This window comes from Paenibacillus sp. OAE614 (assembly GCF_040546645.1).
Lineage (GTDB): Bacteria > Bacillota > Bacilli > Paenibacillales > Paenibacillaceae > Paenibacillus_AQ > Paenibacillus_AQ favisporus.
On record NZ_JBEPOD010000001.1, the window covers coordinates 3,921,014 to 3,936,445 of the forward strand.

Here is a 15,432-nt window from a genome sequence, read left to right on the forward strand (position 1 = left end):
TATCACATTAAGTTCTTGTGAATATCTACGTTTTAACTATGAAAGGGGAAATTTAATGGTGGAAGAATATGCAGCGGACACAAAGCATGAAGCACAAAGTGATCTTGGCGGCAGATTCAACAACGCTATAACAGAACTGGTTGAAATCACCACGGCATACTTTTGGAACGGGCGGTCCAAGGAGGCGCTGCACATCCTGAATCAGCTTCTCCCGATCACCGGCATCTGTGAGGCGCAGCACCTGCGTCTTCCGATTTTGCTGCAGCTTGGCAAAATACAAGCCAATGAATATGTCTACACCAACGCCGAACCGGAACCTATGTTTTCCATATTGAACGAAGCCAGGCTTCTCGCTGAGCAATCCAATGACCGAAAAGGCCTGGCCGATGCGCTAAGTTCCCTGGGTACGGCTCACTATTTTGTTGAACTCAATGCGAGCTCAACGATCGAGAACACCACAGGGCAATATAGGGAGGCTCTGAATTACCATGAGCAGGCATTACAGCTGAGGGTCGAGCTTCAGGACAACCGCGGTATAAGCGAATCGTATTTTCAAATCGGTACCGTGTATGAACGCTGGCAAAAGAAAGAGATGGCCCTGAATTATTACGCCCAGGCAGCCCGAATCGCTGAGGAGCACCATTTTCCATTAGAGCAGAGCGAGCCTGCCCGCCACTTTGCTTTCCATGCGTTTCAATCCGGAGACCTGGACGAAGCGTTAAGGTTTGCACAGCACGCTTTATTCATGCGAGAAACAGCAGGGTTCAAGCCCCATCTGCCGCTGGATCATTTGCTGCTGAGCGACATTTACCTCAAACGCGGCCAGATCGAAACGGCTCGGCAGCATGCTGAAACCGCCACCCGCTTGGGAGAGGAGATGGGATATCTAAGAACAGTGTCCTCCTCCTGCCTCGCCCTCGGCGATATTGAACTCGCTCAACAAAGGGTTGATGCCGCCCGTACCTATTATGAAAAAGCTCTCTATTTAGGGCATGTACTCAAGCTCCCACTGTCCGTTCACAGAGCAGAGGAACGGCTGGAACGACTGAGCGATCACACGTGAATCCCTAAGCGGAATTCCAGTAAATGTATGGTATACTGTTTTAAAAAACGAAACGGGGCGGCCGATGGATGACAGTATATATCACACTTCTGCGGGGCATTAACGTTGGCGGACATAATCTGGTGAAAATGACCGAGCTCAAGAAAATGTTCGAGGACATGGGCTTCCACGATGTCAAAACGTATATTCAAAGCGGGAACGTTTTGTTTAAAAGTGAAGCAGCGCCGCATGGACTGAAGTCCAAAATTGAGCAGTTTTTGGAAAAGGCGATCGGCAAGCCGGTATCGGTCGCCCTGAAATCTGCGGAGGAAATGCAGCAGATCATCGCGGGATGTCCATATGACGCCTCTGCTTTGGGCGAAGGTGAAAGCATCCATGTCTCTATTCGCACCACACAGCCCAGCCAGGAAGCGCTGGACAAGCTGGCGGCCTTAGACAAAGGCGGAGATGACTTCCACACCGACGGCGATGTCGTATACCTCATGCTCCGGCAAAGTATCCGGGACTCCAAGCTTGCCGCGAATTTGTCCAAGGCTGACGCTCCGGCTACGTCGCGTAACTGGAATACGATGAATAAGCTGAACGAGCTGGCCAAAACGTTATAAGCAGCCAGCCGCCCGTCCACTGGAAATCTATCTAACGAAGAAACTATCACGCCGGAAACACCCCGCTTTACCAAAAAAAGCAGGCAGCGGAACGGGAACGTTCCTTTGCCTGCTTTTTCACGTCTTGTGACATAGACCCGGCAAGTAGACTCGGCCCGGCCCATCTAAATACAAAACGCAACGTTTACCCCTTTGTACCTCCCTGCAGCCCAAACCCTTTGGACATAAACTGCTGCGACAAAATATACAGCACGACCGACGGAAGCGCATAAAGGACGGAGAATGCCGCCAGCTTGCCGTAATCCGCCATGCCGTATTGGCCGAAAAACTGATACAGCTTGAGCGACGCCGGAAAGTTTTCCGGGGATTGCAGCAAAATGTACGGGACGAAGAAGTTGCCCCAGCTTCCGGAGAACGTAAAGATGGCCACGGTACAGATCCCGGGGATCATGAGCGGGGCTACCACCTTGCGAATTCCTGTGAACACCGACGCGCCGTCGACCCATGCGGCCTCCTCCATATCATTCGGCACGGAATCCATGAAGTTTTTCAGCATCCAAATGCCGTACGGCATCGCGGAAGCGACATAGAACAGAATGACGCCAAAGATGTTGTTGTACAGCTTCAGGCTGAGAAACAGCTGATACACGGGAACCATGACCGCCGTAATTGGCAGCGAAGTCATGAACAGAATGGTCAGCATAAACGGCTTCTTGTACTTCATTTGATACCGCGACAGCGGATAGGCGGCCAGCAGACCGAGAACGACGACGATGACAGCTTGGCCGAGCGACATCACAAGACCGATCAGGAAGGCGCGCTGGTTCTCGCCATTCGTAATCACGGCCCCATAGTTCGCACCGGTGAAACGAGTTGGCATTTTCAGCGACTGCAGCGCATTGGAATCGACGGACGCGACCAGCACCCACAGCAGCGGAAGCAAAAAGCAGATCCCGATGACGGTAAGGATCAAATACGGCAGAATACGGTAGATGAGATTGCGTTGTTTCGCGTTCATACGAAGTCTCCTTGTTTATTGCTCTTTCATCGAGCGGATGTAGAACAGGCTCAGCACGATGCCCAGCAGGAGGAGGAGCAGCGATATGGCCGTGCCGTACCCGAGCTGGTAATTGACGAAAGCCTGGTTATACATAAAAATCGGCAGCGTCGTTGTCGACGTTCCCGGTCCCCCGCCCGTCATCGCATAGATCAGGCCAAAAACGCCCAGCGTCTGCAGCGTGACGAGCATCATATTGGTCAGAATGGTGTCCTTTATGTAAGGGATGGTGATCCGGAACAAGATTTGCAGCCGGGAGGCGCCGTCGACGACGGCCGCTTCTTCGATCTCCGTCGGTACGTCGTCGAGTGCAGCCTGGAATACCAGCATCGAAAAGGCAGTGCCGTGCCAAATGTTCGCCAAAATGATGGTCAGCATCGGTACGGTATATAGCCAGGTCACATCGGAGATCCCGACGAAGGAGAGAATGGCATTCAGCGTCCCTTCATCGCCGAAAAAGCTGTATAAACACAGCGCGCAGACGATTTCCGGCGTGACCCATCCAGCCAATACTATCGTGCCGATGATCCGGCGAAACAGCCGGTTTTTGTGCTTCATCAAGAGCGCAATGATAAATCCGAGCACCTGCTGGCCGACGACAGCCGAGCCGATCAGGAAGATCAACGTGTTCCAAATGCTCACCCGGACCGTGGGATCATGGAACATGCGGACATAGTTGTCGAAGCCGACGAATTTCAGTTCCTTGGCCGCTTCCCCCGTCAACGCCAGGTTGGTGAATGAATAGAAAAACGTTAACAGGATCGGATAAATGAAAAACACGAGCATGATTGCGATTGAAGGAAGCAGGAAGTAGAGCCACGTATACGACTTTCTTTTTTTGTACACCGAAGATACGGTCAAACTGCTCATCCAGGTTACGTCTCCTTCCCCTAAGCTGAAAATAAAACCGCTTGCCCACGCGCTCTTCCCGCCGGAAGCCGCAGCATGAGCAAGCTTTGATACGTTACTTCTCTACAATATGGTCCTCACCGACAATCCGGGTTACGTCCTGCGCGTATTTCTTCGCAGCATCCGCAGGAGAGGTTCCGGTGGCGACGCTCTCGACCATCGTCTGGATCTGTGTGGACACTTCCGGATATTTGTCCTGCGCCGGTCTGAATTCGGCATGCTGCAGGTATTCCGTGGCGATGCCGTTAAACGGCTGAGCCGTATATTCGGGATCCTTGGCGACGTCCGCACGGACGGTAATGTTGCCGGAAGCGATCACCAGCTTTTTCGTATTGTCCTTGTTCAAAGCGTACTTAATAAAGTCCCACGCTTCGTCCTTATGCTGCGCGTTGCTCGGGATCGACAGCGCCCATCCGCCGGCGAGTGTGATGGAACCCGGATCCTGGCCTTTGCTGGTCGGCATCGGGGCAAAGCCCAGCACGTCTTTATACTCCGGCCAAGGCGCTGCTCCGGTATCAAAGTAGTTGCCGGTAATCCACGATCCGTCGAGCGAAATCGCCAGCTTGCCTTTCGGCAAATATTCGCGGGACGCGGTGTTGCCCGCCTGGCCGTTCAGCACTTTGGACAGCGGAGGTCCAAGCTTCTCCTTGTTGACCGTCTGGATGAAAGTCAACGCGTCGATGATGCCTTGGCTTTTGATGATCCATTTGCTGGTATCGTTGTCATAGAGACGCTCCCCGGTGCCGTACAGCAGCATTTCGTACGTTTGCATCGAGGTGGCTTCCCCTGTCGCCTTGCCCATGTTCATCCAGATCGGCACGACATCCTTCGTTTTCTCTTTGATCGTCCGGGCCGCGTTCAGCACGTCGTCCCACGTTTTCGGCTGCCAGTCCTCGGGAAGTCCCGCTTGTTTGAAAATCTCTTTGTTGTACCACAGTCCCCGCGAATCGGTGTTGTACGGTACTCCGTATACCTTGCCGTCGCTGGCCGTAACCCCTTTTTTCATCGCCTCGATAAAGGAGCCGTTCGTCCAGTCCTCCCAAGCCTTGACCTTATCATCCAGCGGTTCCAGGTAACCGGCGCTGGCATCGGAATTGAGGATAAATGTATCCTCCGTAACGATATCCGGAGCGGTATCCTTGGACTTCAGCGCCAGAGCGACCTTGGCAAAATAATCCCCCTCGGATGCCTGGATCGGCGTCGGCTTGATTTCCACATCCTTGTTCGGATACGATTCGGACAGCTCTTTCAGCCATTTGTAGAACGTGCCCTTCTCCCCGATTCCGTCGTCCCGGTAAGTGATCGATATCGTCGTTTTCGTCTTGGCGGTTCCTTCACCTGAAGAATCAGTATTGCCGGTGGTCGTGGTCGTAGTCGTGTCCGTCCCCGGCTCCGCCGTCTTCGTACCGCCGCTGCCGCTTGAGCAGCCTGCCATCGCCACCGTTAACGCGCAGAAGAGCGCGGTGGATCCGAGCAGCCATTTCTTTTTCCCTTTGACCATGCTTGCCCCTCCTTTTTGATGTAAAGCCTTGGGATCTCTGCCTTGAAGCCTTGGAGTAAAGCGCTTTACTATGTATGTGTATTAGCATTTCAGGTTTTCATAACAACATATTTTGGGGCGGGCTGGACAGAACCATTTCACTTACAGGACACCCGCAAATCTCTTCGATCTCCGCTTTCAACAAACCAATCCGCTGCTGAATCAACAAATTCAACACCTTCTCCCATTTCCGCGTATTGCACACCCGCTGTACGAATCATTGATTGCCACCAAATGTAAGCGCTATCTATAATGGGCATGAATTTTAGTTGACATTTCAAAAAGAGGAGGATGGAAAAGCGGAGTTTACGGGAATAGCATCCCAATTCAAATTTGAGGAGGCTGCAAATGAAGCGTTATCTGGCACTCTTGTTATGCTTGGTATGGGCTTTATCGATGTACCCGCTGCAATCGCCGACGGCACGGGCTGATAACTCCCTGCTCCCGGCCTTTCCGGGCGCTGAAGGGTTCGGTTATGCGACTGCGGGCGGCCGCGGCGGGGAAGTTTATCATGTCACGAGCTACGAGCTCACAGGCCTGGGCACCTTTCACGATGCGCTGATGACAGCCGGCGATACGCCGCGCACGATCGTTTTTGACATCTCCGGCGAGATTACGATCCCTCAAATCGTCGTGAAGGACAAATCCCATATTACGATCGCCGGTCAGACGGCATCCGGGGATGGTGTAACGATCCGGGGAAACAATATCCGGTTCATCGATTCCCACGATATCGTCATCCGCTATTTGCGTTTTCGCATGGGCGACCTAAGCTTTAACGACGACACGATGTATTTTGAAAACTGCCAGAATGTGATCATCGACCACTCCAGTTTTTCGTGGGGCACGGACGAAGTGTTGTCCATCAAGAGCAAGAACTACGAAAATCCGCTGTCCAAAAATATAACCGTCCAATGGTCCGTCATCTCCGAAGGCCTGCTCACCCACTCGATGGGCGGCCTGATCGAGATGAATACGATCACGATGCACCACAACCTCTATGCCCACAATAACGACCGGAACCCGAAAACGAAGGGCCAAATCGACTTTGTGAACAACATAGTCTACAATTGGGGCGACTTTCCGTATGTGGCGGGCGGCGAATCCGGGACCAAGGGCTACGGTAACGTGGTCGGGAATTATTTTATCGCTGGCAAAAATTCGGCCGCTCCTGAATACGCCGTCGTTCGCGGTAACGAGAATTATCAGGTGTATCTCGAAAACAACCGGATCGACAGCAACAAAGACGGCGTGCTGAACGGCAAGGACGCCGGAACCGGCATCGTCGAGGCGGAGAGGCCGAGCGTTGTCGTATCCGAACGTTTTGAGTACCCGCTGGTTCATACCGAGGCTCCGGAACAAGCTTATGATCATATTTTGCAGTACGCCGGATCGTCCCTTGCCAGGGACGCGGTAGACACACGCGTGATCAACAGCGTCCGCAATCAGACGGGCGTAATTATCGGTGACGAGGATGATATGACAGGTTTCCCCCCTTTGAAGCAAGGCACGGCACCTGCCGATGCCGATCGGGACGGAATGCCTGATGAATGGGAGATCGCGCATGATCTCAATCCGGCCGACCCGGCAGACCGAAACGGCGATTTAGACAGGGATGGCTACACGAACCTGGAAGCCTACTTGAACGATCTGGCGGCTCCCGGCTTCCCTGACAGCTATCCGATGACGCCTCCCGCATGGTCCGGCCCACCGTTTGTTCCACCGGCAGATCCCGCCGAACCGGACCCCGGCCCAGTGCCTGCGCCGAGCATGGACGGGAAAACGGTCCGCAACGTCATCATCAACGATAATAGCAGCAGCGGTAGCGCCAATGCGGCAAACTGGTCGGTTCAGGATGATCTCCAGCCTGGAGACATCGTCTTCGGCGACCGGATGACCGGCAGCAGCAGCAAGATTTACAAGTTCGAGTCCGTGCCGGAGCATTTGAAGGGTCTGGAATGGATCCGCTCGGCCGTAGGCTCCAGAAGCTCGACGAGCAGCGATCTGGTCTCCTTCTATTTGGCGGCGGACGCCGATGTGTATATCGCGTACGATTCGAGGATTACGACGGAACCTGATTGGCTGACCGCAAACTACGAGGTGACGGGCGAGACGATCGCAGACAGTCAGCCTGTGGAGTATAAGCTCTACAAAAAGCGTTACCCCGCAGGCTCTCATGTCGTTATGGGAGCGAATAATAATACGTCGAAATGCCCTTATTTCGTGATTTTGAAACCGGACAATCCAGAAACGGAGCCGCCTGAGGGGGCGCCCGCAGGCCTGACAGGAGAGCCGGCAGCTGGTACCGGCATATCGCTGCATTGGACTCCCGTAGATGGAACGAGCGCGTATCTCATCTACCGCTCCTCCTCCAAGGATCCGGTATCCAGAGCTGTCGCAAGCATTCATGCGGCTGGTTACGAAGATACCGCCGTAGAACAGGGAGTCACTTACACTTACAACGTTTCCGCATTGAATGCCGGCGGCGAATCTCCACTGTCCGAAGCCGTAGACGTGCTTAACTTCGACGCTTCGCAGCCGGCGCCTTCGGCTCCGTCCGATCTCCGCATCACGGCAGCGAGAAGCTTGTCCGTCGAGCTGGAATGGAAGACGGTGGCGGGCGCGGTGAGCTACAGCGTCTACAGAGCCGGAGCGGACGACAATTACAGTAAAATAGGCACAGCTGCTTCCGCCTCTTACACCGATAAAGCGGTAAGCCCTTCTACGGCCTACACCTACAAAGTAACGGCGACTGGAATCGGCGGCGAGTCCGCGGCGTCAGGCGTCGCCGCAGCGACAACAACAGCACCGGTCCTGCTGCCCGAAGTCCCTGCCGGGCTGGCTGCCGGATCGGCTTCGGCTTCGGCGTTTGAAATCAGCTGGGAGCCAGCTGCCGGTGCGGAGAGCTATAACATCTACAGAAAAGCGGATGACGAGGAGTCTTTTGCCAAGATAGACAGCATAACTTCGACCCACTACATCGATGACAGCATCAGCGTAAGCAGTACGGGTTATACCTACAAAATATCCGCCGTCAATGAAATGGGCGAAACGGATCAAACAGATGGGCTGCGGATCGCCATGCCCGTACCGGTAGCCCCTTCCGATCTCTCAGTGGGCCTGGTGGGCGACACTTTTGTCGGACTCATCTGGACGTCCCAAGGCGGCGAGACCCAAACCAACGTTTACAGGGAAGGCGGCGGTGAGGTCGTCAACCTTGGGTACGCCAAGGTTCATACGTATTATGACCGCACGGCCGAGCCGGGCGTGGAATACACCTATTACCTCAAGGCGGAGAACGGCGCCGGAGAATCCGCTGCGTCCAACCGCGTGACGGTCACGCCAGGGTTAATGACGGTGCTGGAGAACTATACGGAGCAGTTCAAGGCAACAGGCGACCTCAAAGGCCCGCTTGTCCCGCAGCTGACGAACAGCCTGAAGCAAGTCAAACATCATTTGGAGCAGGGCTCCAAGAAGCAGGCCGCATCCTTTTTAGAGAAGTATCTGAAGCAGCTCGGTGAAGAAAATATGCAGGCGTATCTTTCTTCCGAAGCTTCCTTCACTTTGAACTATTATGCTAAATCGTTCCTTGAACAGCTTGAGAAGAAGTAACGTCTGTTGAAGTCGTAAGAGGCTGGCTGCGATCGATTGCGACATGGTACACAACTAACAGCTTCTCTTCGGAGAGGCTGTTTGGCCTGGTGTGAGAAGCTATACGGGATCAACAAAAAGACTGCCCTTGCCCGGGCAGTCTCCTATCTCGAAGTTATATTTTATCCACGTGCAGCAGCTTGATTTGCTTGACCTCGTACGTATTCTCCAGCCTCTCTTCCGGGATAACACGCAGGCGGACCAGACTTGAAATTTTCGATCCGTCCACTTTTGACATTAGCCGCCACAAATCCGGGTCCGGCAGCGCTTCATACAGCTTCTGGTCGTCGTATTCCTTGCGGATTTGTGATACCAGCTTCACTTTGTAGGCACCAATCTCCAGCTGCTCGGCCTGCTGCTTCTCACAATAGGCGGTAATTTCTTCGCGAAGCTGCTTCAATTCCTGCTCCGTTTCTCTCTGCCGCTGCTTCAGCAGGTAGTACCTGTCTACGATCTTGTCCATCTTCCCACTCCCTTCTACCTACACCATATGTGTGCTGAAGCGGTTTTAGGATCGATTTTGCATCGCGGACGCGCCCATGGTACTGTGGGAATATCAACCAAACGGGGAACGGATGAATATCCCATTTATTTGTATTGTTACTATGAAAATGGAAGGCTGGCTCATCATATGCCCAAACTGGATTATATGCTGTCGCTCCTGTGGCTTTTGCGGTCGAGGGGTAAAATGACGGCGGAACAATTGGCCGAAGCGCTTGAAGTCAGCGTACGCACCGTCTACCGGTACATCGACCTCCTATGCCAGAGCGGCGTTCCGGTCGTGGCGGAACCGGGTCATGGGGGCGGATTCACGCTTCCGGACTCCTTTCGGGAGTCGCCCCTGTTTTTTGACACCAATGAATTGAAAGCGATGGCTCACAGCGCACGGATCGCTTCCCAGGCAGGGTATCCGTTTGCGGACGCTCTGGAGCATGCGCTCGATAAAATCAGCCACCGGCTGAATGAGGACCAAGGAGAAGAATTAAGGCGCCATCAGGCCGGGCTGGAAGCCGTCCCCTATTCAACAAGCCGGGAGATTAAGCGGTTACTTTCCGACCTTGAAGAAGCGGCCGCCCATTCCCGTGTGTGCTGCATTCAATATGCCAACACGACTGGAGATGCTGAGCGGATGCGCCGCATCCATCCCTATCGCCTGGCTTACCGGACGAACCGCTGGTATGTCGCCGCTTACTGTGAGCTGCGGGGTTCTGTCCGAATGTTTCGCGTCGACCGGATTGAGCAGCTGGAGGTAACGGAAGAAACGTTTGCGAGGCCGGAGGATGTTACGTTTATTGAGCTGGCCAGGGATACCTTGGCCGGTTATTCGAAAACGGACGCATCCTGGGTTGCGGTGCGAATTGGCGGCGATTCGGATGTTTTGGAGTCCATCGGGAATCAATATTTCGTGCAGCCGTTTCTGACTGAACACATGGACCGGGAGCTTCGGTTTGAAATGCCGCCCTCCGTGATGCTGACCTATATGCCCCACCTTCTTCTTTCCTTCGGTACGCTGGTATCTGTGCTGGAACCATCCCTGCTGGGAGAACGGATCGCCGAACTTTGTCACGAAATTGCCGAACATCATACAAGCCCTAAACTTCCCTGACAATCTAGCTGTCAGGGAAGTTGTCGTATGATGCGGTTATCCTGTAATACAAGAAAGGAGTATAACCTTATGAAATTGGATAACCGCAAGCTGGATTTGACCAAAGCGGACCCCTCATATTATTCCGCCCCTCAAGTCCCGGAAAAACGCTATTTTGATGAGATCCCCTACCTCACGATCGACGGCGAAGGCGATCCAAACGGACCAGGATTTGCTGAAGCGACCGAAGCCCTCTACACCGTAGCTTATGGCATAAAAGGGATGTGTAAACAGGAGGATCAGGATTTTACCGTGGCCAAGCTCGAAGGACTCTGGTGGGCAAGGTCCCATTCCGGACAGGACGCCATGTACGCTTCAAGGGATGATTGGATGTGGAAGCTGCTGATCCGGATACCGGACTATGTATCGGCCGAACGATTCGAAGAAGCCCGGATGCTGGCAGTGAACAAGAAACCGCATCTTGCCCCCCTTCGCTTCGTGAGCTTCGAACGCCTGTATGAGGGCGATTGTGTGCAGATGCTGCATGTCGGTCCGTTCAGTACCGAGCCGGAAACGATCCGGCAGATTTTCGAGTATATTGAGGCCCAGCGCCTGACACCAAAGGGGCGGCATCACGAAATTTATTTGTCGGATCCGCGCAGAACACCTCCCCATAAAATGAGAACCATCCTGCGGCATCCTGTCATCCAGCAGGAGAACTGATCAGGTCCTCTGAGCCCCGCAGGGGGACTTTCCGATCCTCTTGGCCTCCCGTCTCATGGGAGATCAAGAGGATTTTTGTCTTTTGGCCTTTCGCATTTCCCTCTTTCTTTAGTCCTACGATAACGATTCTATAAACCTATCTAACCGATGGGATAAGGCAAAAAATATCTGTTGTGCCACAGAAAGCGCCGTTTTGGAGCATTTCGACACCTCTGCTCGACAGCAAACGCCCACCCTGCCCAAAGTACCTATCAACCTTTTGTCTCATCCCAATAGAATGCAAAAATTGTAAAATGAAAAATGTATTTTACTAGTGTTCAATTAGTTACGCGCAAAGGAGGATCGTTTTTTCGGCATGATTTCCTATCTCATTCGATAAAGGAGGACATCTTTTGAAAAAAGGTTCATCGACCATCCGTACTTATTCGACGCTGTTGTTAAGTGCCTTGCTGGCTATTGGTGTCGCCTATCCGAACGCCAGCGTGTCGGCGGCTGCTGCACCCGATCTCCGCTCGGCCGACCATTCGGCCATTCATCTGGAATCTTCCCTGCGCCAAGGGGACTGGAAGCTTAACCCTCCGGCCCAAGGCACCTTATCCCCTGTTCAAAGCCTGGCGGCTGCGGCACCGGACGAGCCCCAAAACTTCGTAGATCCTTCGGACAGCAGCGAACCGGTAACGGTCATCGTTCAGCTGAAGAACGATCCGCTTAAGGTCTACGAGGCCAAACCGGGAGCACAGGCCCGTTCATCCCTTGGAAGCTACAGCAGCATATTGAATCAGGAGCACAGCGCCTTTAAATCGGCGGCTTTATCGAAAACCGGCGCCAAGTTCAAACGGGAATATTCCAAAGTTTTTAACGGTTATTCCGTGACGCTCCCGGCGAACGAAGTGGACAAACTGTTGACACTGCCGAACGTAAAAGCGGTCTTCCCGAATGAGGAAATGCACGCCCTGCCTGTTGCGGACGGGCATGAAGTAACGCCGAACATGGATGAAAGCGCTCCGCTGATCGGTGCGGAAGACATGTGGGATTCGGGATATGACGGGGAAGGCGTTAAGGTCGGCGTCATTGATACCGGTATCGACTACAATCATCCAAGCTTAAAGGACGCCTACAAAGGCGGATATGACTTTGTCGACAACGATGCCGATCCGATGGAGACGCTCCCGGATCCAAGCAAGCCGCTCGACAGCAATGGCAACACCTATGATACGTATCATGGAACGCATGTCTCCGGAACGGTTGCCGGACGAGGCGACCCTGAGCACCCCGATGCGGGCAAGGGCTGGGTCCGCGGCGTAGCGCCGGGATCGGATCTGTACGTATACCGCGTACTCGGTCCTTATGGCAGCGGCTCGACCGAAAACGTCATTGCCGGGATTGAAAAGGCGGTCAGCGACGGAATGGACGTCATCAACCTGTCGCTGGGCTCCAATATGAACAACTCATATACGCCGGATGCCATCGCAGCGGACAACGCGGCGCTGGCGGGAGTCACCGTCGTTATCTCCAACGGCAATGAAGGACCGGATGCGGAAACGGTTGGCAGCCCGGCTGCGGCACAGCTGGCCATTTCCGTGGGCGCCTCGACGCCGCCGCTCCAAACGCCGATTTTCACATCCGATACCATTGGCATTACGTACGCCCAGCTGGCGGCGACATCGCCGAAGCTGGAAACGGAAGGCGCGGACTTGGAGCTTGTGGACGCCGGCCTCGGCCGTACTTCCGATTACGCCAACATTGACGTAAAGGGCAAAACGGCGTTTGTGCAGCGTGGAGAAATCTCCTTCGCTGAGAAAGCGCAAAACGCGGCCGCCAACGGCGCCGTGGCTGTCATCATTTACAATAACGTGCCAGGCGAAATCGGCGGAGCTACGCTGAATGGCGCCGAAGACGTCGTGCCAGCGTACACGATCAGCCAGGAAAGCGGCCAGAAGCTGAAGAGCGAGATTGCCAAAGGCAATAACCACGTAACGTTCGGCTATAAAGCCGAAGTCGACCTGCTCGCAGATCTCAGCTCCAGAGGTCCTGCTCTGCCGAACTATACGATCAAGCCGGACATTACCGCGCCTGGCGTGGGCATCAAGTCTTCCATTCCGGCGTTTGGCGGCGACTATACCAACGCTTACGAGGAACTGCAAGGCACAAGCATGGCCGCTCCGCATGTGGCGGGTTCGGCTGCCCTCATGCTGGAGAAGACGCGCGAAGAAGGTCTTCAGCTGAAGCCGGATGACGTGAAGGCTCTGCTTACGAACAACGCGGTTCTGATCAAAGACCGGGATAACCGTGAGTATGGCACCAACGAGCAAGGTGCCGGCCGCGTTGACCTGAAAAATTCTTCCGAGGCGGATGCCATCGTTAAGGTGGAAGAATCGCTTCCGGCTCAGCTTCAGGACGATACCCACCAAACCTCGTACTCCGGCAGCATTTCTTTCGGTCTGCAGGGTGCAGGAGCGGACGTCGCCCGCAAGCTGACGGTGGAAAATATCGCGAATACGGATCAATCCTATTCGATTGAGGTCAAATGGAATCATGGCGGGGGGCCGGTTCTGACGCCGGAAGCGGATTCGGTAAGCCTATCCGCAGGACAATCGACTGCCGATCTGAACGTATCTCTGAACATTCCGGAAGGAACCGCAGATGGCCTGTATGACGGTCAGCTGATCTTTACGCAAGCCGGAAACGGGCACGTCCTTCACGTGCCGTTCAGCGTGTATGTCGGCGAAACATATAACCTGGCCGATATTTCAAACGTAGAACTCGATCCGATTTACCTGTCCAGCACCAACGAAGGCAAAGGCTCGACCCTTTATTATGCACTCAATAAAAAATTGGTGGATTACGAATTCGACGTCTACCGTTTTGATGACGAAGGGAACGGCGAGTACGTAGGATATATCTACGACCGCGACTTCCAGAACAAGCTGGACCCGTTCTATTACTCCTATGAATGGGACGGCAAAGTGGATATCGCTACCACACCAGGAAAGAAACGCGTGTACCTGGATCCGGAAGGCGTCTACGGCATCGTTCCGGTAACGGTCGAGGAAGGCGACAAAACCGCCGAAGTAGTGACCGACTCGCTGTCGCAATTCCTGGTCGACAACACTGCACCGGATGCGTCGGTGCCGGATGAGCTTGTAGTCAATCCGGATAAGCCGAACGTCGGCGTGCTTCAAGGAACGATCAACGGAGATTTGCTGCTGGATTACTTCTATGACGGCACGAATCTGCAGGACCTGATCCATGTGAAGGCGGTCAATTCCGTAAAAGGCAAAGATAACGAATATCAGGGAACAATCGATGAGTACGGTAATTACACCGTAGAAGTTCCGCTTGAGAACGGAACGAACAACATCGACCTGTATATTTCTGACGATGCCGGCAACGGAACAGCTAAAGCGGCCAAATCCTATAAGTATAATTACAAGCCGGAGGAGACCCCCAGCACAGACGTAGAATTGTCAGCCAAGCAAGGTAAGATTAAAACAGGTAAACCCTTTAACGTTTCCGTTGAATTCAAAGGTAAACAGGCCGTGCAATTTATGACGGTCGAGGTAACTTACGATGCTAAATTAAAACTAAACAAGATTACACCTACTTCCAAGCAGGTTAAAATCCAAAATGATGTCACGGCAACCGATGCGGAAGCATCTTTGGCAAAGACAGGCAAAAAACGGGCCGTGTTCGGCATTGAATTCAACAAACCAGTCAAGAGTGGTACCCTGGTGGATTTCTCCTTCACCGCTTCGGATGCAGGCACCTACGATTTTGAGATCAGCAGCGTCACGATGCTCGATTCAAATCAGCAGCCCGTTCTATCCGGAAAATTGACCGGTACCAGCGTAGAAGTCACCGGTGGCAAAAAACCTGGCAAAGGCTCCAATTCCGACGATGCACAAAATATTGATGACAACTTAACAACGGATGAAGATCAAAGCCTCGACCAGGCACAAAGCCCGGACGGTTCTCAAAGCACGGATGGAACCCAGAGCCCTGATCAAAGTCCAGTTACGGATGATAACCAGCCAGCTTCACCAGAAACCGATCCTTCTCAGCAGCCGGATAACAGCCAGCAACCGGCTCAATCGGGTGATGGCGTACAACAGGGTTCAAGTCCTGCCGGTGAGGGCGCAAACACAGGAGCAACAAACCAAACGCCAGCTGTAGACAGCAATGCAGCAGCCGGTGCAGATACCAATACTGATACGCAAGGAAAGTAAAAATTCGAATAAGACTTGATTCGCTTTTGAAAAAGACACAGGCAGTCCTGGAGTAACTCTCCAAAACGCCTGT

Annotated in this window: 10 protein-coding genes; 6 read left to right on the forward strand and 4 right to left on the reverse strand. The window is 53.5% G+C overall.

Annotated features, from left to right (window positions below; translation table 11 throughout):
• Positions 1–55: 55 nt before the first annotated feature.
• Both ABIE48_RS18000 and ABIE48_RS18005 read left to right on the forward strand, forming a co-directional pair.
• Positions 56–1,063: a tetratricopeptide repeat protein gene (locus ABIE48_RS18000; protein ID WP_354519417.1), complete on the forward strand. Its 1,008-nt coding sequence runs from the start codon at positions 56–58 to the stop codon at positions 1,061–1,063.
• 68 nt (positions 1,064–1,131) lie between these two features.
• Complete coding sequence (locus ABIE48_RS18005; protein ID WP_145024413.1) at positions 1,132–1,668, forward strand: DUF1697 domain-containing protein; 537 nt, start codon at positions 1,132–1,134, stop codon at positions 1,666–1,668.
• Between the two features lie 184 nt (positions 1,669–1,852).
• Here the strand turns inward: ABIE48_RS18005 and ABIE48_RS18010 are convergent, their stop codons facing one another.
• The 3 genes from ABIE48_RS18010 to ABIE48_RS18020 all read right to left on the reverse strand — a co-directional run bounded on the left by ABIE48_RS18010 (position 1,853) and on the right by ABIE48_RS18020 (position 5,135).
• Positions 1,853–2,686 carry a carbohydrate ABC transporter permease gene (locus ABIE48_RS18010; RefSeq protein WP_145024411.1) on the reverse strand — a complete coding sequence of 278 codons (834 nt, stop codon included), beginning with the start codon at positions 2,684–2,686 and terminating at the stop codon, positions 1,853–1,855.
• A 15-nt stretch (positions 2,687–2,701) separates the two neighbouring features.
• On the reverse strand, positions 2,702–3,595 hold the full coding sequence (locus ABIE48_RS18015) for a carbohydrate ABC transporter permease (RefSeq protein ID WP_192715431.1): 894 nt from the start codon (positions 3,593–3,595) through the stop codon (positions 2,702–2,704).
• A gap of 94 nt (positions 3,596–3,689) precedes the next feature.
• Complete coding sequence (locus ABIE48_RS18020; protein WP_089547804.1) at positions 3,690–5,135, reverse strand: ABC transporter substrate-binding protein; 1,446 nt, start codon at positions 5,133–5,135, stop codon at positions 3,690–3,692.
• Between the two features lie 387 nt (positions 5,136–5,522).
• Between ABIE48_RS18020 and ABIE48_RS18025 the strand changes: the two genes are divergently transcribed.
• Complete coding sequence (locus ABIE48_RS18025; RefSeq protein ID WP_192715432.1) at positions 5,523–8,786, forward strand: FIMAH domain-containing protein; 3,264 nt, start codon at positions 5,523–5,525, stop codon at positions 8,784–8,786.
• Positions 8,787–8,940: 154 nt separating this feature from the next.
• On the opposite strand, the gene ABIE48_RS18030 is transcribed toward ABIE48_RS18025, so the two are convergent.
• Complete coding sequence (locus ABIE48_RS18030; RefSeq protein ID WP_192715433.1) at positions 8,941–9,288, reverse strand: hypothetical protein; 348 nt, start codon at positions 9,286–9,288, stop codon at positions 8,941–8,943.
• Positions 9,289–9,456: 168 nt separating this feature from the next.
• Between ABIE48_RS18030 and ABIE48_RS18035 the strand changes: the two genes are divergently transcribed.
• The 3 genes from ABIE48_RS18035 (at position 9,457) to ABIE48_RS18045 (ending at position 15,359) form a co-directional block, all read left to right on the forward strand.
• Positions 9,457–10,431, forward strand: a complete 975-nt coding sequence (locus tag ABIE48_RS18035) for a helix-turn-helix transcriptional regulator (RefSeq protein ID WP_192715434.1) — start codon at positions 9,457–9,459, stop codon at positions 10,429–10,431.
• A gap of 69 nt (positions 10,432–10,500) precedes the next feature.
• Positions 10,501–11,133 (forward strand): GyrI-like domain-containing protein, encoded by a 633-nt coding sequence (locus tag ABIE48_RS18040; protein ID WP_145024400.1) that lies wholly within the window; start codon positions 10,501–10,503, stop codon positions 11,131–11,133.
• A gap of 392 nt (positions 11,134–11,525) precedes the next feature.
• On the forward strand, positions 11,526–15,359 hold the full coding sequence (locus tag ABIE48_RS18045) for a S8 family serine peptidase (RefSeq protein ID WP_192715435.1): 3,834 nt from the start codon (positions 11,526–11,528) through the stop codon (positions 15,357–15,359).
• Positions 15,360–15,432: the final 73 nt, after the last annotated feature.